A 24,174-nucleotide genomic window follows, 5' to 3' on the forward strand; every position below is an offset into this window, starting at 1 on the left:
AAAGTCATTAGTTTTTGTTCAATTTTTAGCAAAAGCATTTCATCTAAAAAATATGCATTTAGTCCTTTATTTATACACTTTATCTGATAAATCGAACACTTTATTGGTGATTTTTTTATTAAAAAAACTTAAATTTTACTTGGTTTTCTTAATTAATTCAATAGATTTGTCTCACCCAGTCTATTAAAAACTATAAAAATGAAAGCTAAATTACTCCTACTTGTGATTGCACTTTTCTGTGTTTCTACTATAACATATGCTCAAAAAAAGAGTAAACCACTAAGTTTTATTAGTGGGAAAGTGAATATATCTAAATACCACGAACGCGAAGAATTAGACCGTATGCCAAAAGGTAAATTGCTTCAATTATATATTGAGCGTATAGAGGTTATTGTTAATATACTTCCAAACATTGCCTTTGCAACTAATCCAAATGTTACGATGAGTGATATTGGTATTCCTAACACTAAAGAGAATAAAAAAGCTCTTGAAGAAAATATTGAAGCATCAGAAGTCTATTTTGATAGTACTATAGAATTTCAGAAAAAAATACTACCCTACTCAGATACATCAGATTTAATATCGGCCATCCTTTTTTATGAGTCAACATTAAAATCCTTGTATACCTATAATGACTTTAAATCGAATTAGATTTCGATAGTTTTAATTAATGTAATGTAATGAAAGCCTCAATATTATTGAGGCTTTTTTCTTACCAACAAATTTCATTGATTATCAATTTATTAGCTAATTCAAAATTTAAACCTAGACGAAATGCAAAAAATTGTAAGTATATTCTTTTTTTTCTAAATAATTTATGCATTACATCGATATTAGTTGTATTTAATAGGCTATAATACTATGTTTGGTATGCCCCTTATAGATAAATAAACTTAACCTAGTATGAAAAGAATTACATTAAGCTTCGTCTTATTCATTTTTATAATCTGTAGCACTTCTGCTCAGCAAGAAAAAGGAATCTATGGCTTTGATAATTGGCTTGACTCTTGGACAGATTTTAATCCAAGCAAAACAATTTACGGAGAGCCCTCTCAAATTTTAACAGGAACAATAGATAAAGACCTCACTCTAAAGAAGCGTGATGTTTATTTATTACTTGGTGATGTTTTTGTTACAGATAGTACAACTCTTACAATCGAACCTGGAACAGTAATCTTAGGTGATTTTAAAACCAATGGCTCTCTGACCATTGCCAATGGCTCTAAGATAATAGCTAAAGGAGAACAAACAGACCCAATAGTATTTACATCAAATAGGCCTTTAAAAAAGCCTGGTGATTGGGGTGGTGTTTTTATTCTTGGAGATGCACCTACAAACAGATTTGGTAATGAAGCATCTATAAACTATGGTCTTAAACCAGATTCTTTTGAAAATCTAAAATATGGTGGAGAAAACACTTTAAGCAATTCTGGTATTATGCGATATGTACGCATTGAATTTGCTGGCAAACGTACTAAGCAGTATGGCTATTTTAGTGGCTTAACACTTGCAGGTGTTGGAGAAGAAACTGTTATAGACAATGTTATGGTAAGCTATTGCAGAGGAAATTCTTTTAATGTATTAGGAGGCAATGTGATATTAGAGAAAATGGTGTCTTTTCGTTCTAATAAAAATGACTATACATTTAATTATGGAACACAAACTAGCATCAGTAACTCCTTAGCTGTAAGATCTCCTTATATTTCAAGTTCTGATGGTTTTAGATCTATCCAAGTATCCTCTTATGATATAATAGACGATGCAGACTTATCTAAACCACATACCAATGTGTATGCAACAAATATGTCTCTCATAAATGTAAGCAAGAATTTAGATAACGATATTAAAATAGGTTTGGTTAAAGAAGCTATTCTTGTAGAAGAAAATACCTTTTTCAAATTAGACAAAAGTGTAATATCTGGCTTTAATCCAGCTGTAATACTAGATAATAAGATTGCAATTAATGACGAAAATCTACAGCGTATACATTTTGAACGTACTTACTTTAATAACTGCAAAGGAAACATCTTTACCAAATTCAACTCAGATAATGAAGACTTAGAAAGTTGGTATGGTAGTCGTGCATTTGACAATGTATATTCTAAAGGTCCAGATTCAGAAACGTTTATTGATTCAAATAATTCTAGAAACCCAGATTTCAGGCTTCGTATCAATAAAATTATAGCTACAACGGACGTGGATAATCCTGATGACGATTAATTAAATCTTAATCCATTACCCTTTTCAATATTGACATTTACCGAAACTAGAGCATATACTCTAGTTAGGATGATTATAAGCAATTGTAACACTAAGAATATATAAAACAACACTACACACTTCACTAATGAATAATTTAACAAGCATAAAGGCAAGCGCTTTTTGGTTGTGCATTGCAGTACTCATGTTAACTTTTACTGCCAAGGCTCAAATAGTTATTGGCGCACCATCATTAGGTTTTAGTCAGGCATGTGCTAGTGAATCATTTAATAGTTATACAACAACCTTTGTTTTTTCTCCTGAGGCTAACCTAGATGCTTCTAATCAATTTATTGTTGAACTTTCTGATGCAGATGGCGATTTTTCAGATGCAACAGTTATATTCACTTCTGCTGCAGGCTCAGTAACTGCTTCTCCTGCTTCATTAGATTTTTCAATTCCTCAGACTACAGGAGGAGAAAACTATAAAATTCGTATTAAAAGTACTGCTCCAGTTGCCACAAGTTCATCATCTGTCGCTTTTGCAGCCTATTATAAATTACAAGATTCACCATTCTCAATTAATAACTTGGTTTCCACAGGTGCTTATTGCACTGGAAGCAGTTACTTATTAACTATTGACAATCCTGGTTCTCCAACAAACGATTCTCCACTTAACTACCCTAGTCTAAACTATAAGTGGTACAGAGAAACTAGTCCTACTACATCGGTTTTTGTTGCCGAAGGAGCAATACTAGAAGTGAGTACAGAAGGTACTTATTTTGTTGAGACTAATTATGGAAGCTGTACATCTAATTCAGCATCAAATCGTGTAACTATTAGTGAAGCAACAAATGGCCAAGCAGATGCTACAATTGCATCTAGCTTAGGTAATCCCTATTGTCCTGCACAAGGATTAACCACATTAACCACAATTGGTGGTAACAGCTATCAATGGTATAAAGACGGAAATATAATCGAGGGTGCTACAAATCAGATGTACCAGACAAACGATTCTGGAGATTTTTCCGTACAAGTAGATTTAGGTGAATGTATGGCAACAGGGTCTATAGATTTAGTTAGTGAGCTCTTTAATAGTGATATTAATGTTGAAGAAATTAATACCATGGAAGAAGGCGAAACACTAACGGTAACAGTAACAGACGATGCGAATAACCCAACTTACGAGTGGTACTTTAACAATAGCCTTATACAAGATGAAACTGACGCAACATATGATGCTTCAGAATTTGGAAATTACAAAGTAGTCATTACAGAAAATAATGGCTGTATTGGGGCTGTAGAATATCAATTTACACTTCAAGAAGCCTTGGACTTATTCCCAGATGTTGAAAATATTCCAAATCTCATAAGTCCAAATAATGATGGCATTAACGATACATGGATTATACCTCAACGCTTTGTTAGTGGTACAAATACATCAATACGCATATTAACTAATCAAGGAAAATTGGTGTTTCAAACTAACGATTATCAAAATAATTGGCCTCAAGAGGATTTAGGCTTAACAAGTATCAATCAGGTATACTATTACATTATAGAAACACCAGATGGAACTACAGAAAAAGGGTCTATAACTGTAATTAAATAATATGAAAATAAGACTTCTAATAGTGCTTTTCAGCTGTGCTACGCAACTGCTTCTTTCGCAAGAGAATGATGGTGTGGTATCTTTTGATGTGCCTGTTAGAAACTCTTTAATGTTTAATCGCTACACGATTAACCCAACTTTTAGTTTTGTTAGAGAGCAGCATAAATTTGCTAGTATATACAACAAAAGAGAATGGGTACAATTCAATGATGCACCGCTCACCTATTTAGCAAGTTATTCAGGACGTTTTGCAGAAAATATTGGTGCTGGTGTTGGCTTATTCCAGCAAAACTATGGCGTATTAACAACCTTTGGAGGTATTCTCAACTTTGCATATAACGCTAGAATAGATAGAGATAATAACTTAACATTTGGTCTTAATATAGGTGCTTATAGCAGTGGAATAAATACTAATAATACCACTACAAATTTTGCGGATCCATCACTACAAAATGTACCTTCTAATTTTTTACTTACGGTAAATCCAGGAATCAATTATGGGACAACATTTTTAGATTTTGGTGTTGCAGTAAACAATTTGTTCGTCTACAATTTAGAAAACTCTTCAATGCTTAAGGACGACCCTAATCAGGGAATTCAGGCACATGTAATGTATACTGGTTATATGTCTAGTCGTGGATTTTTTGACGATAGTCGATTCTCAGGTTTATTGAGAAGTGAGTTTACTGAAGATGAAACTATAATCTCTGCAAATGCTATGGTCTATGTACCAAAAGGCCTTTGGTTTCAGGGTGGATATAATTCACTTTATGGAGCTTCTGGTGGTGTTGGTATTAATATTACTAAGGAGATAGCTATAGAATACAATTTTGAAACGGCTTTCGGAGATTTTGGACCTTCACACGAGGTCACTCTCGCCTACCGTTTTAAGAATGAACGTTATTTTGATTACAGTAGACAAGATGAAGTATCTGGTTTAATTTCGACAGACAAGAAACCACGTCGTCGTGTTGTAGCCTCTAGAAAACCTGAAAGAAAAATAGTTCCTGCAGTAAAAACAAAAAACCCTGAAGCAGAAGCATTACTAAAACTAGACCAAGAAAATGCACAATTAGAAGCAGAACGATTAGCAAAAGAAAAAGCTGAGGCAGAGCGCTTAAAGGAAGCACAAGAAGAAGCTGCAAGGTTAGCCAAAATTGAAGAAGAACGACTTGCAGAGCAAAAACGCATTGCTAGAGCAAAGATTGAAGCTGATAAGCGTGCAAAAGCTCTAGAGGAACAAAAACAACGACAAGAAGCCGAAAGATTAGCTAAACTTGAAAGAGAACGCATTGCTGAACAAAAAAGAATAGCTGATGAAAAATTAGCTGCAGAGAGAAGAGCAAAAGAACTTGAAGCTCAAAAAGAGCAAGAAGAGACTGATAGACTAGCCAAGATTGAATCAGAACGTTTAGCTAAGGAAAAAGCTGATGAAGAAGCAATAAAACTAGAAGCCGAACGACTTGCAAAAGAGAAAGCTGAAAACGAATTAATTGCAAATCCAAAGGATGAATTTGGTAGAGCCATGCTAAGCTTAACTAAAGATGCTGAAGACGATAAGACTAAGCAATCGGATTTATTAGAACAATATAATAAGGCTGTAGAAGGTAAAAACGAGAACTTAAAGAATCTTAAAGAGGAGAATGATTTAGGTGATCAAGGTATAGTTGTGAAACCAAAAGCATTTAAGAGTGTAACCAAAGAAAACGATAGACTCAGGGCTATTAAGACCGAGTTAGATGATGTCATCTTAAAGCGTAATCAGAAAATAAAAGAGCTTGAAGAACTATACGATGACATGTACGAAGCTGATACCATTGTAAACGAGTTAGTGATGCTATACTATAAGAAGGAGATTGCTGAACTAAAGAAAGAACAACGCAATGCAAATGATATTAAACTTGACCTAGAAAATAAACTAGAGCAAATTCAGATTGGTATTGAATTCGAAAAGAGACGTCGTATAAAACGTGCAGAGTATGATAATGAAGAAGAACGCTATGCACAAGACAGAGCAACACTTAAAAATCTTAAAGCATCCACAGATATTGGTACTGCCAATTTAGAACCGGAGGATTTTGATTTTGGTATTGAGCAAAGTAATAATATCACTATTCTAAAGAATGTAAATTATACTGAAAGTGGCTACTACATGGTACTTGCAGTACATACAGATACAGAAAAAAGAGATGAATTTATAACTAAAGCTATCGCTTCTGGTGTAGCAGATATTGAGTTTTTCTATGATGTAAATACGAGTCAGTATTTCATCTACCAGAAAAAATTCAATAGTGTCCAAGAAGCAAATTCAACCATAAAACAAAGAGGAACAAAATCGTACAATTCAAAAATGACAATTATTAAAATCGAAAACTAAGAACATATCATTAAAAGCATTCTTTACCTGTCAAGCCCCAAAGACCGATAGATAAAGGAAAACTAAATTACATTACCATGAAAAAACCTACTTTTTCTAGGATAACTACTATAATCGTAACGATTTTTATAGGCATAAATGCCTACACTCAAAATTACGTTCCTTTTACCCCAAGATTCAACCAAGACTTAAAAGGAGATATTATTCTAATAGGAAATAATATCCTTGGACCAGATAACAATGCCTTTAATGATAATTCGGTTTATAATCACAATGTCGATATGCAGTATATTGATATTGATGGAGATGCAAGCACCTTTAGTTCTTCGAGTGCGGATTTAAATATTCCAAATCCAAATTGTTACGAGATTATTTATGCTGGTCTGTATTGGGGTGCAGTTACCGCAGGAGATGAACCCATCACCAATGTTAGGTTTAGTGGCCCTACAGGTGGTTATAATGATATTACGGGGACTATAATCTTTGATGCAGGCAATACGTCTGTTGATGGTGGAGATAGTTTTTCTTATGCTTGTTTTGCAGATGTCACAGATATTGTAACAAATCTAGGAACAGATTTAGGAACTTATACCGTTGCTAATGTATCTGCTGCTCGTGGTGAAACTTCTACTTTCGACCCTTATAATGGTACAGGACAATCTGCCGGTTGGTCATTATTTGTTGTATATGAAGACCCTACACTTCCAGGAAAATCCATTACTAGTTTTGATGGGTTTAGTGCCATCAGTGTTCCTGGAGGAAATCCTAATTTAGATATTCCTGTATCAGGATTTAGAACAGTCCCAGCTCCTGCTCCAGTTAGAGCAAATTTTGCATTTGCTACGCTTGAAGGTGATAGCCCAATTTTAGGAGACAGATTATTACTGAATGGTGTTCCATTATCAACTGTAGATAGACCAGTAGGAAACTTTTTTAATAGTTCGGTAACACAGCTCAATGCAACACCTGTAAATGACAGAGTTCCCAACAGTACAAATACATTAGGTTTTGACACAGGTGTAATGGCTGTTCCAAATCCAGGAAATACAGTTATTGCAAATGACGCTACTGCTGCTACAGTGCGCTTAGAAACAAGTGGGGATACCTACTTCAATTATTTCTTTGCTTTCGCAGTTGAAATTATCGAACCAAACATTGTACTTACAAAAATTGTAGAAGATGATTCTGGTAATAATATTGGTGGTACAGGTGTAGGATTATCAACACCTTTAAATTATGTTATTGGTTTTCAGAATACAGGAAATGATAATGCGACTAACCTTCAAATTAGAGATGTTCTGCCAATCAATATTATTTACAATCACCCCACAGATTTAGTGCTACCAGCTGGAGTAACAGTTTCAAGTTATAATCCTGCAACTAGAGAATTGATTTTTGATGTAGAGGATTATTTAGTAGAAGAAAATGATCCAGTCAACGAAATTCGTATCGAAGTACAAACTGTAGATACATGTAATCAATTAGCTGATGCTTGTTCTAATATTATCAATAATCAAGCATTTGCAACCTATAATGGATTTTTTAATCCAACCTTTCAAATTACAGACGACCCGAGTATTAATAGTAATACAGGTTGTTTATTAACGCCTCAGGCCACTAATTTCCTAATTAATTTAGATTGTACATTTGAATACGACCAAGTACTTTGTGGCTCAACTTTAGATTTAACTGCTGCTAATGGTTACTCTTCATATTCATGGTCTACAAGTCCATCAGGTACTCCAGTAATTGGTTCTACACAAACTATTACAGTAAGTAATACAGGGACGTATTATGCTTTTAATACTGCTGATGCACCATGTCAATCAATTGTTCAGCAGTTTAATGTTGAATTATTTGGAAATACAACAACTAATCCTGTTATACCTTTTGCAGATGAGGTGGTTATTTGTCCAAATGACGGTAAAGAATTACCGAATATTTATTTATGTGGCGCGGATGATTTTGTAGATATAGATACTGATATATCTGGTGCTTCATCAATTATTTGGGAGCAATTAGATGAGTCTAGTTGTCCTCCAGTAGCTGATAATGATTGTGCTAATGAAGATAGCGCTTGTACTTGGAATCAAGTAGCAACTGGTCCTGATTTTGTTGCCGATACTGCTGGTCAATACCGATTAACTATTAATTATGATGGTGGTTGTTTTGTTCAGTTTTATTTTAATGTATACGAAAACTTATTAGCGCCTTCAGTTGTTTCAGAAGATATCATTTGTACAACGCCTGGTAGCATTATTGTTAATGATGTACCTTCTGGATATGAATATAGTATCGATGGTGTAAATTATCAAGCTAGTAACGCATTTACAGTTAATACACCTGGTATTTATACCGTTTACATTAGACAGGTTGGTATTACTACCAACCCATGTATTTTCACTGTTCCTGATGTTTTAATTAGAGAACGTGACTTTACTGTATCTACCGTAGTTACTCAACCACTTTGTAATGGTGATTTGGGGAGTATTCAAATTTCTGCTAATGATGTAGAACCACAATATACATTTGAAATCTATGAAGGTGGCACTTTGGTAAATAGTGTTGGACCTATCATTGAGAACACTTATAGCTTTGAAAACTTAAATACAGGAACTTACACCCTTAATATTACTACCGAAGATGGTTGTACATACTCTGAAGATGTTACAATTGTTGAACCACCTTTACTAACAGTAACCGCAGCACTGACAACACCTTTAACCTGTACAGATGGAGAAATAACTATTTATCCTGAAGGCGGAACTGCACCATATTTCTATTTTATTAATAGTACTACAGATTTCCAAACTGTTCCAGAATATACAGTAACATCTGCTGGATCTTATGATATTACTGTTGTAGATGCTAACAACTGTAGTGCCACAACAACGATTAATGTTGATGCAGCTTCACCACCAGACTTCACTGTAAATACTACAGACATATTATGTCCAGGTGATAATAATGGAACTATTACAATCAACGTCAGCAATGCAAATGGCAACTCTATACAGTACAGTATTGATAATGGATTAACATTTTTTAATTCAAATGTATTTTCTGGACTATCTGCAGGGAATTATATGGTCGTTTTAGAATACACATTTGGAGGTGCGATTTGTACGACAAGTCCACAAAATGTAACAATAAATGAAAATCCACCAATCACAGGTACAGCAGAATTAAGCGCTCCATATACTTGTACTAGCAATGGAACAATTACAGTTACAGGTGTCTCTGGGGGAACAGCTCCGTACATGTATAGTATAGATGGTATAAACTTTCAATCTGGAAATAGTTTTACTGGATTAACGCAAGGAACATATACTGTAACTATAAGCGATGGAAATAGCTGTACACTAACAACAAATCAGATTACCATCTTACCTTTAAATCCTCCAACAGATATGGATTTTAGCCACTCTCCTATTGATTGTGCTGCTAATACCACAGATATAACAATTACAAATGTTATTGGAGGCACGGGTACTTTAGAATATCAAATTATAGCACCTTCTGGTTCAGCAACACCATATCAATCGTCTCCTACTTTTAATGGATTACAACCAGGAACTTATACGTTTCAAGTTCAAGATGAAAATGATTGTATTTATAGTGAGTCTTACACTGTTGACCCTTTACCAGTATCTACTGTAAATATTGTATTAACTGAAGGATTAGATTGTACAGGTAGTCCAGATGCTGTTATAACAGGTACTATAAACGGTACTGCTCCATATACTTATGCTGTTTCAATTAACGGTTCTACATTTAGTTCTTTAGGTACTACAGGCAATACATTTACATATTCTACAAGTACTGCAGGTGATTATCAATTTGAGATTACTGATGGTAATGGATGTACTGCATTGTCTTCAGTTTTAACAATAAACCCATTAGTACCACCATCAATTTCAGCATTAGTGCAAAGCCAAAATATAAATTGTAATGGTGAAGCTACAGGTGCTTTAGACATAACAATTGATAATACTCTTGGTACACCGCCATTTGTTATTAATGTAAATAATGATACTACGAGTACAGATTATGGAAACCAAACCACCAGCTTACCAGCTGGTGACTATACAGTTACTATTACCGATGCAAATTCTTGTACGGATACTCAAACTGTAACAATATCTCAGCCTGATGCTATAGTTGTTAATTCTAGTACAGTAGATATTACTTGTACAGCATCTGGTATTTCACAAGGTTCGGTTATCATAAACAATGTAACTGGAGGTACTGCTCCGTATAACTACTTTGTGACAGGAACTAATGGCTATTCCAATTCAGAGCTTAATGCTACAGGGTCAACATCTGTAAGTTTTGATGTTGTTGACTTTGGTTTGTACCAAATCAATGTCGTAGATGCCAATGGTTGCTCTGTTTTAATTCAAGATGTTTTAGTAGCCTCACCTCCATCAGATTTAGATATAACTATAACACCAACTGTTAATTGTTCTACAGGCGGTGAAGCAACAATAGCTGTGAGTTCAGCATTAAGTAGTTCTGGTCCATTTTTCTTTTCGATTTATCAAGAGCCATTTGTACCATATACTGTTGGTGACCCAAATTGGTTGGCAGAGAATCCTGCAGGAAGTGCTTCTACTATATTTACTGGGTTAATCCCTGGAGTACAATACACATTCGTAGTATATGATAGTGCTACTAACTGTACCTATTATGAAACAGCTACAGCTTCAATTCCTACGAATTCAACCTTGACTTTAAGTGCGTTCGGTAGTAATAATATAACCTGTACTGGTAATGCAGATGGTAATGTGTCTTTCACTATTGAAAGTATATATTCTACTAGTGTTGATGTGAGTTATCAAGTTTATGAATCGCAGTCATTAACTCCTATTGGTACTATAGCAACAGGAACAGTTCCAGCTAATGGAAATTTAGTAGTTACTGACTTTGAAAGTTTACCTTTTGGAAATTATTTTGTATCCATTGTAGAAACATCAGGCCCTAATGCGGGTTGTGGAATTGTTACTGCGCCTTTTAACATTACTGAATCAGAATTTCCTCTAGACTTATCTGTTTTTGTAAATCAAAATGCAAATTGTAATCCAAACTCAGGAGTTATTTCTGCAGTTGCGGAAAATGGTACTGCGCCATATCAATATCAAATTACCACAACACCTACAGCACCGTTAGCTACTGATACGGGTTGGAACTCGGCTAGTACATTTAATTTAGATGCAAACACTTACTATGTACATGTTTTAGATGCTTATGGTTGTATTGTTACAAGCCCAGCTACAATTCTTCCAATGGATGATTCACCAGTGATTACAGCTGTTGTAAATGATGACTGTTTAGATGTTGATGGAACGTTTCAAATAGATGTAGATTTAGCTTTAGCAGGAATAGCGCCTTACAGTATTAGTATAGATGGAGGTGCTTTTCAAACGCAAAATTTTCCTTTCACTATTTCAAATTTAGCATCAGGAACTCATACTGTTGAGATTAATGATGCCAATGGTTGTGGCAACTTAATATCCGTTGATATTTTACCTGTTTTAGACCTGTCACCTACTGTTAACACACTACCTACTTGTAATAATGATGATGGTGAAATTACTCTAACGACGATTGGAGGTTCTGGTAACTACACTTATACTATTTTACCAAGTCCACCATCAATAGTTATAACTGGTAACACTATTTCTGGAGTACCTTCAGGGCTTTATGATATTACTGTTACAGATACGAATACTGGTTGTACTGAAGATGTTTCAGTTTCATTGCCTGAGGCTATAGCGCCTACCGTTACACTAAGTCCAAATTCTGTTACTTGTTTTGGAGATAATAGTGGTGCTTTTGATTTAGAAGTCACTAACTATTCTGGAGCATATACTTACGAGGTCATTGATGCTTCAAATACATCTGTTTTTGGAGTTGTAGCGGCTAATACCTCCACAAATCCTATAACAGTAAATGGATTAACATCAGGAACATACACTGTTAATATTATACAAACTGATGTGCCATTTTGTTCATCTACTGCCGAAGTAATTGTAGGTTCTCCACAAGAAGAATTATTACTAGATGTAACAGAAACTTCTAACGTTACTTGTAATAATAATCAAGGAACCATCACTGCAATAGCTACAGGTGGTTGGGGAGATTATCAATATGAGCTAACAGGAGATGCGACTGTAGCGTTTTCTCCTAATGGAACATTCACAGATTTATCAGCTGGTAACTATACCGTAAATGTTAGAGATGCTCAAGGCTGTGTAGTTTCAGAAAATATTACTTTAGAAGAGCCTACACTTATCAACGCTACGTTTACGCCAAGTACGACTATGTTAGATTGTTTTGGTGACGCTAATGCAAGTATAACTATAAGCACAGTGTCGGGAGGCCAAGGGGAAAATTATACTTATACACTTAATATGATTTCTCCTGTAGTCACAACTTCTGGACCGCAAACATCTAATGTATTTAACGATTTATCAGCCGGAACATACTCAGTAACCATTACTGATGGATTTGACTGTACAATGACATCAATAGAAATGACAATTGACGAGCCTAGTCCTATTAATGCTAACTTAGTACTAGCGACAAACCAAACATGCTTAACGGAAGCTACATTGACTTTAAGTGCCTCTGGCGGAACTGCGCCATATTCGTATAGTATGGATAGTAGTTTTTCAACCATATTAGGCACATTCAACGCTTCAACAACTTTTGATGTTCCGGTAGGCACTCATAACTATTATGTGAGGGATGCTAACAACTGTTTAGCTAATGTTTCTAATGATATCACTATTGACCCTCTTCCAGACTTAATGGTAGGTCTTCAATCACAAAACCCAACTATTAATTGTGCTGGAGATAATACAGGAACAATCACAGCAACAGCTACAGGTGGGTTAGGAAATTACATTTATACATTACAAGATACTTCAGGAAACACTATAAATGCAACGCAAAATAGCCCAGGCTATTTCACAGAGCTGCTTGCAGGAAATTATGTTGTTTTTGTTGAAAGTGGTGACTGTACAGCTTTATCTACTTCTATTAGTATAACAGAACCAAGTACTATACTGCAAGCAACTCCATCTGTAATTAATGTACAGTGCGCAGGAACTGAAAACGGTCAAATCACAATTAATGCTTCTGGAGGAACAGGTATAATTAAGTATGCCATATCACCACAATTAAATCAGTTTTTTGATACAAACGTATTTGACAACCTCGCTCCTGGCACATACGATATTATTGTACAAGACGAATTAGGTTGTTATTTAACGTTTACTGAAACTGTCACAGAACCCGTTCAGGTATTATTGGGATTAGTGCCTAACTCGATTTTGCCTGAGGTTTGTGACGGTGATGCTGATGGTGAATTTAGTATAGATATCTCAGGAGGAACAACACCTTACAGTGTAAGCTTAGATAACTACGATGGACCATACACTATGGGTGCTGTAGGGCAAACGCAGTTCGATTTCACTAATTTATCAGGCGGCGACCATATTGTTTATGTCAGAGATGCTGAAGGTTGTGAGTCTGAATGGAATATTACATTTCCAAATTCTGCAAGGATAAATCCTGTTGTAGAAGTAGAATATAATTGTGAGCAAAACGCTCAATTCAATACCGTAACTGTTACTGTAGACGAATCTATAACTGATATGTCTGAACTTGATTTTTCACTCAATGGTGGTCCTTATCAAGCAAGTAATATATTCACAGATATTCCGCCTACATCAGATAATTATATCGATGTTAGACATAGTAATGGATGTATTCAACGAACTGAATTGTTTGATATGTCTACTTATGAGCCTGTGACATTAGTCTTGACTGGTGGTGAAGAATTAAATCAAATTGTAGCCGAAGCAGGAGGTGGTACAGGAGAATATACATTTACATTCAACGAAGAAGATTACGGAGCTGAGAACACCTACACTATCGGCCAATCCGGAATTTATACCGTCACAGTAACTGACACCAACGGCTGTACAGCAATAGCCCAAGTTGAACGTGAATTTATAGAAATATGTATTCCAAATTATTTTACGCCTAATGGAGACGGTGTTGTAGACACTTGGTCACCAGGATGTATTGAGAATTATCCAAATTTAGAATTCGACATTTTTGATAGATACGGCCGTAAAGTCGCTACCTATCGTGCTGGAGAATATTGGGATGGACGTTACAATGGAACAGAACTACCTACAGGAGATTACTGGTATGTAGTAAGACCGAATGATGATACCGTTTCAGAATCTTTTGTTGGCCATTTTACCCTTTATCGTTAACCGCTCCAAACCTACTAAACAAGACCCAAATGAAAAATCATCTACTATATACCCTACTATTTATCTCGAGCTATATATCTGCTCAAGAGCTTAACTTACCTGTATTTACACAATATTTAGCCGATAATGAATTTGTAATATCCCCAACCTTTGCGGGTATTGGTGACAACATGCGAATTAGAGCTAATGGTTTAACGCAGTGGGTAGGAATTAAAGGTGCTCCAGACAATCAGGCGTTGTATGCAGATTTTAGAATATCTAACCGTTCTGGAATTGGTGTAAGTGCATATAACGATAAGAATGGTAACACGAGACAGAAAGGTGTTAAGTTTTCATTCGCACACCATTTAACACTAGACTATAAGTCAAAACAATACTTATCATTAGGCCTTTCATATAATATCAATAGCTTTAGAATAGATATAGAAAACTTTCAACCCACACCTGATATTCCTATTGTGGACCCAAGTATTATTGATGACCGTTCTCAAAGTAATAACAATTTCGATGTTGGTTTTTTATACAGAAACAGAAACTTCTTTTTCAGCTTTAATGCTAATAATCTTTTAGAAAAAGATGTAAATCCTTTCATAGGTGTAGAACCAAACAGTTTACTAAATTTTCAAGCTTATACAGGAATGGTTTTTAAAAGTGAACAAAGTAGAATGGTTGAATACGAGCCATCAGTTTTCTATCAACGTTTTAATAGTGATGGACGTTCTAGTACAGATGTAAACTTTAAATATAGAAAGTTTACCAATCGTGAAGGCGATTACTATTGGATTGGTGGTTCTTACCGATTTCTTAATGACCAAATACTAAAGCCTTTAAATATTGGTCCAATGGCAGGAATAATGATGAATAAATTTTATTTCGCGTATTCCTATCAAATTACCATAAACGATTTAGCAGCATATAACTCTGGTACACATATGATTACCATTGGTATTGATTTTCTTCAAAATGCTAGTAATTGTGCTTGTACTACTGGTGCAAGACGTTATTGGAAATATCAATAATTAAACAATAAAAAAAAGCCATAAATTTTTATATCTATGGCTTTTGGTAATTGATTTAGTTAGGTTTTTAAAGCACTTCTAAGAAATAGTCCATCATTTCTTCCTTAAGCTCGTAATGCAGTTTTATGTATGTGCGCATATCTTCTTTTAAGGTGTTTTGTTCATTTTGTAATCGACCATCTATATTCTCATTAATATCAGCATTAATGATATTGGCCATTTTATTTCTACATCTATGCAAAAGCTTAGAAATAGCATCTTTTTCTATCATTATTCTATTCTGAAAAACCTCTAGTTTTACTAACACCATAGGGTCTTGTTCGCGTTTTACAATCTCTTCAAGTTTTTCTTGAAATGTATCCATCTCGTTAAAATGAAAACGTAGTTCACGTTTCCAAGTATCTATATTAAACTTTAAATCGCTTAAATACATTAATTTAGTTTGCATATCTCTTTGGTTTTATACGGTTAATAATTCTCGTTTTTGTATAATTTCTTTCTGAATATGATTCGGTACAACAGCGTAACCGTCAAATTTTGAAGTATATGTGGCACGACCTTGTGTAATTGAACGTAACTGACTTGAAAAATCTGAAAGCTCTACACTCGGAATTGCACATTTTAAAATCTGATAATGCGTTTCTGTATCAATACCTTGGATAATGGCTCGTCGGCTTTGCAATTCGGTCATTACATTTCCTATCATTGATTCCGGAAGACGTAATTCCATTTTCTCAGTAGGTTCTAAAAGTTTTGGATTTGCATTTAAAAAAGCATCTTTAAAGGCGTGCGCTCCAGCAATCTTAAAAGAAATATCATTAGAATCTACTGGGTGCATTTTTCCGTCATAGACAATAACTCTTACATCTCTAATAAAAGAATCTGTTAAAGGTCCAGATTCCATAACTTCTAAAATACCTTTCATTATAGAAGGTAAATAGCGCTGATCTACAACACCACCTACGATGCAATTATAAAACACTAATTTTCCGTCCCAAGGCAAATCAACCACTTCTTTACCACGCAAAGAGAAACCTTCTGGTTCTGGCATACCCTCAAAATAAGGTTCTATTTTAAGATGTACTTGGCCGAATTGCCCAGAGCCGCCACTCTGTTTTTTGTGTCTATAATTGGCTGTTGCGCTTCTCTGAATAGTTTCGCGATAAGAAATTTTTGGCGTTTCAAATCGAGGTGTTACGTCATAAATATTCTCTAAAAGCCAAGTAAGTGTTGCCAAATGTAATTCGCCTTGAGTGCCTACCAAAGTTTGTTTGGTTTCGCTATTGTAGCTTACATCTATTGTTAAATCTTGACTGTGAATACGTCTTAATGCCTCACTGAGTTTTTCTTCTTCAGATTTATCTGCTGCAAAGGCTGCTTTAACCAATCTTGGTTGTGGATATTTTATTGGTCTAATAGTTCCTGCCTCGGCTTTTGTAGCTAAGGTGTCATTAGTTTCGGTAAACTTTAATTTGGTAGTCGCCCCTATATCTCCGACCGTAAGTTTTTCTACTGAATGCTTTTGTTTACCATCCATTATGTATAATTGATTGATGGTTTCAGATTCTCCAGTACGTGTATTAAAAAGCTTATCGTTGCAGCTAACCTCACCAGACATAACTTTGAAGAACGTGATTTGTCCTAAGTTAGGTTGATAAATTGTTTTAAAAACAAACAAAGAGGTATCTGCACTTACATCAGGAGTAATTAGTTGCCCTTCAATCGTTTGTTCTGGTTTTAAATCAGCGGCTGCAGGTGCAACATTATCTATAAAGCCCATTAAACGACCTGTTCCCATGTCTTTTAATGCCGAAACGCAGAATACAGGAAACATATCGTGATTAAGCATACCTAGCTTAATTCCCTTACGTAACTCGTCTTCGTTAAGTGTGCCCTTGTCGAAATACAATTCCATGAGCTCTTCATCATTTTCGGCAGCCTTTTCTACCAAAATATTATGCAGTTCATTGGCATAGTCTAATTGTGCCTCTGGGATAGGAAGCTTTTCTGGTTTTCCGCCTTCGGGCCCAAATTTATAACAGCGCATTTTTAGTACATCTATTATACATTGCGCATCATCAATAACTACCGGATATTGAATTAGTACCGCGTTATTTCCTACCAATTCCTTAAGGCTATTAAAGCTCATCTCAAGATTGGCTTTTTCACTATCTATTTTGTTAATAACAAATAATGTAGGTTTATGAAAACGGTCTGCGTAATTCCAAATGATTTCTGTACCAATATCTGCACCATGTTTGGCATTAATCACCGTAACAATAGTGTCTGATACACGAATAGCAGATATAATATCACCTATAAAATCATCTAACCCAGGAGTATCTATAATATTTATTTTATAGTTGCGCCATTCGGTATGCAAAGGTGTAGAAAAAACGGAAGCACCGCGTTGGTGCTCAAACTCATGATAATCGGATACAGTATTTTTTTGCTCTACAGTGCCACGTCTGTTAATTAAACCTGCCTCATAGAGCATGGTTTCAGATAGTGTGGTTTTGCCAGAGCGATGTGCACCAACAAAAGCCACATTTTTAATGTGTTTATTGTCAAATACTTTCATATAATTTGATTTATCAGTTAACGATTCCTTGAAAAAAATAATCTCTTAAAGGTAACTCTGATAAATCGTAAAAAATATGACACCTGTTAGGTTTCGGTAATTAAATCTTAGAACATTCTAATTATTAAAAGTGAACATATGTAATAACGCTTAACTAACGTTTTAACGTAAAATGACCTGTTATGTTAACGCCTGCAAAACGTTCGATTTGGAACCAATAATCACTATTAGGTAATGGTGTGCCATTAAATTGCCCATCCCAACCCACAGATGTAGGCGATAATGTTTTTAGGAGCTTGCCAAATCTATCGAATATATAAATACGCTTTATTTCGTTTTGAGGGTCTTCTACTCGCCAATAATCGTGATTAGAATCATTATTTGGTGTAAAGAATTTTGGGATAATTATCTGTCTATTTTCAGTTGTAAACTGAAACGTAAAACAATCTAAAGCATTACCAGCTTCGTTATATGGCGTAATATTTACAAATATTACCGTATTGTCTGGTAATTCTGTATTTGGATTGAATGTCGTTGTATTACCTACATCGACGCCATCAACAATGGTATCTAAGTCTTCTGTTTCAATAGATAATACATAGCCGTCTGCATTATTAATCATGTCCCAAGAAATCGAAGTAGTTACCGAAACATCTTCCACATTATTGACAGGCGAAATCATTTCGGTACATTCTGGGATAATAACTTCAGTTTCAAAAACTATCTCGTTACAGCCAATAGCTTCGCCTTCAGAATTATAAGGAATAATTGTAAGATATAATGTGGTTTCACTTGGCAAATCTTCGGATAACGTTATTGAAGTGCTATTTCCTACATCTAGATTATCAACAACATCAGTTACTCCGGTTGATGTCCCAATATTAAGTATGTAACCATCAGCATAAAGAACACTATTCCAACTAATTTCAGTATTAACAGCAACATCTATTGCTCCGTTCATCGGCAATGAAATTGTAGCACATTCGGGTATTAAAAGTTCTGTAGTGAAACTTGGTCCTACACAAAACATATTTACACCAGCTGAATTATATGGGTGAATTGAAACAAAAATTTCTGTGTTTTGTGGTAAATCTGAAGGGAAATTATAAGTCGTCACATTACCAACATCTACCGCATTAACGATATCTGTTCCATCTGGTTGTGTACCAACATTAACAATGTAGCCTGTTGCATTAGTAACGGCATCCCATTGTAAGCCAGTAGTAATAGAAATATCTGTAGAACCATCAATAGGAACTATTAGATTGGTGCAATCGGGGATAACTTCTGTTGTTGTAAAAGAAAATGCATTTACACAGCCTTGTGCTCCTGTGATATCATTAAACGCTTGTATCTGAACTAAAATTTCCTCATTAGACGGTAAATCATTAGGCAAATTAAGTGAAGTCACATTTCCTACAATACCACTAAAAATATTTGATGCGCCGGGTAAACCTGTACCTATAAGAACTTCATAATTATTTGCATTCTCTGCTGCAGACCAAGTTATAATTGCATCTAAAGCTACATTTATTTCAGACTGGGCAGGAGATATAATTGATGAACATCCGACAGGAAGTATTTCTGTTACAAAACTATATTCAGCACAATTTATAGCGTTACCTATTGCATTGTATGGTATTATATTAACGTAAATAGTTTCGCCTTGCGGTAAATTTGAAGCGAACGTATAGTTGTTTGTATTGCCAACATCTTCTGCATCCACAATATCGTTACCACCAGGAGTTGTTCCAACTGTTAAAATATAACCGTCTGTATAAGCAGTCGTATCCCATTGTAAATTAGTTGTGATAGGGACATCCGTTAATGCTGCTGGTGATAATAGAGTTGTTGTGCAATCTGGTACTAGTAACTCTGTTGTAAATGAAATCTCATTACATCCCGAAGCATTTCCTGAAGCATTGTAAGGTATGACAGTTACAAATATCTCGGTAATTTGCGGTAATTCATTTGACAAAGTATATGTCGTAACATTACCTATATCGCCATTAAATAGTTCTGCTCCACCTGTTGTTGTTCCTACATTAAGAGTATATCCAGATGCATTAGCAACGGCATCCCATACAAATGAGGCATTTATATCAATATTTGTAGCACCATTTGCTGGTGATGTAATTGTGGTACATGAAGGCGGCAAAAGTACTGTGGTAAAAGATTCTTCAGTGCAGTTTATGGCAGTTACGGTTGCATTGTAAGGAACAACTGTAACAAATATTTCTGTATTCTGCGGAAAGCTACTCGGCAAATCATAGGTTAAAACATTACCAACATCTCCTGAAAAAATATCTGTACCACCAGAACTTGTTCCGACATTTAAGGTATAGCCTGTTGCGCCGGTGACCGAATTCCAATTTAAAATAGCATCTATTGCTACATCCATATCGCCGCTACTTGGCGATGTAAGATTTGTACAGGCTAATCCCATGGATTCCGTCATAAAAGATTCATTAACACAACCTGTAGCATTGCCAAGACCATTATACGGCGTTATTGTAATGTAATATGTCTCACCTGGCATAAAGTCCGATGGTGGATTGAATACTGTTGTATTACCAACATCTAACATATCGTAAATATCGTTTCCACTTGGTGTAGTTCCAATAGTCACGAAATAACCAATAGCAAAATCAGCAGGAGACCATTCTAAATTTGTATAAGTTGGTAAGGTGGCACTAGCATAAGCAGGCAATAAGGCGGTACAAACTATTGGAGATTCTATAGCGCTTGTAGTAAAGGTATCTGCAGTATTATCACAAGTCAACACATTTCCAGAGGCAAAATATGGCGTGATTGTTACGTAAACTAGAGTATTAGGTGGTAGATTCGTTCCAATATTATAAGACGTTACATCTTCTACATCACCAGTAAAAATATCAGTTCCGCCAGAAGTTGTACCTATGCTTAATATATAACCGCAAGCACCAGCATTAGACGTCCATTCTATAGTTTGATTTAAAGGAATATTTGTACTTCCAGCGATTGGAGTCACTAAACTACTGCACGTTTCGGCTGGTGAAACGACGTTGAGCGTTATATTGTTTCGTCTTAACAATAAATTTTTTCCACCTGTACCTGGCGGATTTGCGTTTTCAAAAGGCACTAAATCGCTTCTTATTTCAGAATGATACACGGCTTGGTCACAACTATTTACATTAGTAATTGTATATTCTGGAGCATCTGGAGCATCTGGAATTACCACGCCATCTTTAAACCAGACATAATGATTTTGCTCGCCTCTAACTGTTGTAGTTAAGGTAATGTCATCACCAGCATTGACGGTAAAGTTTTCAATATTATTTACGCGAGCTTGAGGTGCGTACCAATATTCGCGCATCACAACGTCTGGCGAAGGACCAATAGACATCGTAGTCAAAAGACTAACTAAACCAAGATGTTGTGCTTCAAAATCTCCAAAATGGAATCGATTTTCATTTATAAATAGTTCAAATCGTCTGGTCTGAATGGTTGGGTCGTATAAACCATAAAAGTCTGGAATTGGCCCTTCTAATAAATTGTTATTAGCAATTAATCGACCTCTAAGTCTGCCTTGATTTGCTACAATCGTGGAGAATTGATTCAAAATATCATTACCTGGAAACAAATTATGAGATAAATCGAAAGAAAACAGCTCAACGTTTTGTGTAATATCTAAAGACTCAATTTGATTGTACGATACATCTAAACTCGTAAGGTCTATATTATGTGTTAAAGCGAAACCTGTTGTCGTTAACAGATTGTTATTAATACTTATAGAACGTAATTCGACATTCTGCGTTACGTCTATATTTGGAATTAGATTGTCATTTAAGTTTAAATATCTAAGAACAGTGTTTTGAGATAAATCTACATTTGGCAACTGATTACTGTAAGCATCAAACCTATCTAATAAAACATTTTGAGTGACATCTAAATTGGTGAAATTATTAACATTTAACCTTAGCGTTTCTAAAAGCAAATTTTGGGTTAAATCAATTGAATTCATGTCGTTTCGGGATAAATCTAAATCCTCCAAAACTGGATTTTGCGTTAAGTCTACTACTAACGGTGTATCTCGATTAGACGTAATATCTATATCAGTAAGATTAGGAGCTACAGAAAAATCCAAAGGATTTTGGATATCGTGTAAAATGACAAAAATATCCGTGAAAGCGTTAGAATTTGGTAAAATTAAATTCTGCACATAAGTTCCCCATAAATACAAATTCTCTAGATTGGTAAATACAGATAAATCTATTGTAGGTATCTCTATGCTCGTAATACGTAAGTCTCTTAGTGTATTTGTTGCTGGTAAAACAATATCAACATTACTACGCCAGCCTCCTATATTAAAAACCTCTAGATTAGGGAATGCAGAAACATCGATTAATGGGTCTGACAAATAACGGAGCGATATATTGGTTAAGCTAGTAGATGTTGTCGGAAAAATAAAATCTGTTACAAAATCTAAAAAATCACCATCTATAGAAACGAGATTAACATTTTGAGATAAATCTATTTGTGTTATTGGAGGCTCATTTGGAAAATCTCCATGGAGATAGAACGTTTCTAAAAGTGTATTTTGTGTTAAATCTAAAGATGATAACACCTCATTAGCATTAGTTCTAAAATGAAGCAAAGATGTCAACGCTGTAGGCTCAACCACTGCGACTTGATTATTTCCCAAATCTAGATTGGTAACATTTACAAAAGCATTAATTCCTGTTATATCGGTAATGTTAGTTGCACCACTTAAGTTAAGCACGGTGACAGATTGGGCATCGACATCTAAAATATCGCCAGTAACACCATTAGTGTCTATTCCTAAATTAATAAGTTCTTGTTCGAAAACTGAATCGACCACGGTGGTCTGACTATAACAAAAGAGATTAAATAAAAAAACGATGAGGAAATGTAGGTTGAGGCGTTTCATGTAGGTATGATTGGTAATTCATACAAATAACTGAATTTTTGATATTAAATCAAATAGTGTATTGTGTTAATTATCAATAGGTTTTACATAAAAAAAAATCTCTAAAACAGTAATATATAATGTGTATTATTTTGTTTATAAACATAAAATATACACAATACGAAACCTTAATATTCGTTTAAATTTGCATCATCAATTAAAAACAATGCAACGACTGTTTATTACGCTTAGCGTTATATTAATTGGCCTCAAGGTAAATGCTCAAATCAATTCTGAGGATTCTCTAAAAATCATTATTGAACCTAAAATAGCTAAAGGGTTATCTAAGCAGGAGGTTTTTATTCCTATAATAGATGCTGATACTACTAAATCTTCTGATATTAAGGGCGAATTTTGGGACACTGTAAGTTTTAATCCATATAGAAATGAAGTGGTTAAGTTCCCTCTACAGATAACATTTCAAGATTCTAACTACGCTTCACCAATTTCTAAAAATAAAGTCATTACGTCTCGTTATGGTTGGCGCCGTGGTAGGCCACACCAAGGTATAGATATTGATTTGGTTACTGGCGATAGTGTTTACAGTATTCTAGATGGTATTGTACGCTATGCAAGATACAGTCGCGGACATGGTAAAGTTGTTGTTGTAAGGCATTATAATGGTTTAGAAACAGCCTATGCGCATCTTTCTTCAATAAATGTTAAACCTAACGACTCTGTAGCCAAAGGCCAATTTATTGGTAAAGGTGGAAATACAGGGCGTTCTACAGGAAGTCACTTACACTTAGTTACTAGTTACAAAGGACAATACATTCACCCAGAATATATTTTCAATTTTAACGAAGACAATAAAATCCGTGCTCAAGAACTTTGGGTGACAAAAGAATGGACACGAGCATCATTTCATAGCGCTCGTCGTAAAAGCAAATTAAAGCTTTATACTACTGAAAAAGAAGCTTTGGCTAGCTTAGTAAAAACTAAGAAAATTTATGTTGTTAAGTCTGGTGATACATTATCGCGTATATCTAAACGTAACAATGTATCAATAGCTTCAATTTGCAAAACCAATTCCATTAGAAAATCGTCTACCTTAAAAATTGGACAAAAACTCGTTCTTGAGCTATAATAAATTGGTGTTTTGATTTGTAGTTGAAGTCTAGTAACT

General features: G+C 34.9%; 10 protein-coding genes. 7 read left to right on the forward strand and 3 right to left on the reverse strand.

Features of this window, described 5'->3' with window-relative positions:
- The first annotated feature begins 198 nt into the window (after window positions 1-198).
- The 6 genes from BUB95_RS12080 (at window position 199) to BUB95_RS12105 (ending at window position 15,498) form a co-directional block, all read left to right on the forward strand.
- A complete protein-coding gene (locus BUB95_RS12080) occupies window positions 199-651 on the forward strand; it encodes a hypothetical protein (protein WP_073086811.1) in 453 nt (150 codons plus the stop codon).
- Window positions 652-903: 252 nt separating this feature from the next.
- On the forward strand, window positions 904-2,220 hold the full coding sequence (locus BUB95_RS12085; RefSeq protein WP_073086813.1) for a hypothetical protein: 1,317 nt from the start codon (window positions 904-906) through the stop codon (window positions 2,218-2,220).
- A gap of 127 nt (window positions 2,221-2,347) precedes the next feature.
- Window positions 2,348-3,811 carry a T9SS type B sorting domain-containing protein gene (locus BUB95_RS12090; RefSeq protein ID WP_073086815.1) on the forward strand — a complete coding sequence of 488 codons (1,464 nt, stop codon included), beginning with the start codon at window positions 2,348-2,350 and terminating at the stop codon, window positions 3,809-3,811.
- Between the two features lies 1 nt (window position 3,812).
- Window positions 3,813-6,188 (forward strand): PorP/SprF family type IX secretion system membrane protein, encoded by a 2,376-nt coding sequence (locus BUB95_RS12095; RefSeq protein ID WP_073086817.1) that lies wholly within the window; start codon window positions 3,813-3,815, stop codon window positions 6,186-6,188.
- Window positions 6,189-6,265: 77 nt separating this feature from the next.
- A complete protein-coding gene (locus BUB95_RS12100; RefSeq protein ID WP_073086819.1) occupies window positions 6,266-14,479 on the forward strand; it encodes a T9SS type B sorting domain-containing protein in 8,214 nt (2,737 codons plus the stop codon).
- Between the two features lie 29 nt (window positions 14,480-14,508).
- Entirely contained in the window at window positions 14,509-15,498 is a 990-nt protein-coding gene (locus BUB95_RS12105; protein WP_073086821.1) for a PorP/SprF family type IX secretion system membrane protein, read from the forward strand.
- Between the two features lie 67 nt (window positions 15,499-15,565).
- Here the strand turns inward: BUB95_RS12105 and BUB95_RS12110 are convergent, their stop codons facing one another.
- The 3 genes from BUB95_RS12110 to BUB95_RS12120 form a co-directional block, all read right to left on the reverse strand.
- Entirely contained in the window at window positions 15,566-15,946 is a 381-nt protein-coding gene (locus BUB95_RS12110) for a hypothetical protein (protein ID WP_073086823.1), read from the reverse strand.
- A 12-nt stretch (window positions 15,947-15,958) separates the two neighbouring features.
- Window positions 15,959-18,079 carry an elongation factor G gene (locus BUB95_RS12115; RefSeq protein ID WP_073086825.1) on the reverse strand — a complete coding sequence of 707 codons (2,121 nt, stop codon included), beginning with the start codon at window positions 18,077-18,079 and terminating at the stop codon, window positions 15,959-15,961.
- 154 nt (window positions 18,080-18,233) lie between these two features.
- On the reverse strand, window positions 18,234-23,009 hold the full coding sequence (locus tag BUB95_RS12120; protein WP_083573375.1) for a T9SS type B sorting domain-containing protein: 4,776 nt from the start codon (window positions 23,007-23,009) through the stop codon (window positions 18,234-18,236).
- A 205-nt stretch (window positions 23,010-23,214) separates the two neighbouring features.
- Between BUB95_RS12120 and BUB95_RS12125 the strand changes: the two genes are divergently transcribed.
- On the forward strand, window positions 23,215-24,135 hold the full coding sequence (locus BUB95_RS12125) for a peptidoglycan DD-metalloendopeptidase family protein (protein WP_083573376.1): 921 nt from the start codon (window positions 23,215-23,217) through the stop codon (window positions 24,133-24,135).
- The last annotated feature ends 39 nt before the right edge of the window (window positions 24,136-24,174 follow it).

Origin of the sequence: Winogradskyella jejuensis, assembly GCF_900129745.1 — a bacterium.
Classification (GTDB): domain Bacteria; phylum Bacteroidota; class Bacteroidia; order Flavobacteriales; family Flavobacteriaceae; genus Winogradskyella; species Winogradskyella jejuensis.

Bases quoted from the DNA above. Each gene is read 5' to 3' on its own strand.
- BUB95_RS12105 (WP_073086821.1), top strand. From the start codon at position 14,509: ATGAAAAATCATCTACTATATACCCTACTATTTATCTCGAGCTATATA.
- BUB95_RS12120 (WP_083573375.1), bottom strand. From the start codon at position 23,009: ATGAAACGCCTCAACCTACATTTCCTCATCGTTTTTTTATTTAATCTC.
- BUB95_RS12110 (WP_073086823.1), bottom strand. From the start codon at position 15,946: ATGCAAACTAAATTAATGTATTTAAGCGATTTAAAGTTTAATATAGAT.
- BUB95_RS12115 (WP_073086825.1), bottom strand. From the start codon at position 18,079: ATGAAAGTATTTGACAATAAACACATTAAAAATGTGGCTTTTGTTGGT.
- BUB95_RS12125 (WP_083573376.1), top strand. From the start codon at position 23,215: ATGCAACGACTGTTTATTACGCTTAGCGTTATATTAATTGGCCTCAAG.
- BUB95_RS12100 (WP_073086819.1), top strand. From the start codon at position 6,266: ATGAAAAAACCTACTTTTTCTAGGATAACTACTATAATCGTAACGATT.
- BUB95_RS12080 (WP_073086811.1), top strand. From the start codon at position 199: ATGAAAGCTAAATTACTCCTACTTGTGATTGCACTTTTCTGTGTTTCT.
- BUB95_RS12085 (WP_073086813.1), top strand. From the start codon at position 904: ATGAAAAGAATTACATTAAGCTTCGTCTTATTCATTTTTATAATCTGT.
- BUB95_RS12095 (WP_073086817.1), top strand. From the start codon at position 3,813: ATGAAAATAAGACTTCTAATAGTGCTTTTCAGCTGTGCTACGCAACTG.
- BUB95_RS12090 (WP_073086815.1), top strand. From the start codon at position 2,348: ATGAATAATTTAACAAGCATAAAGGCAAGCGCTTTTTGGTTGTGCATT.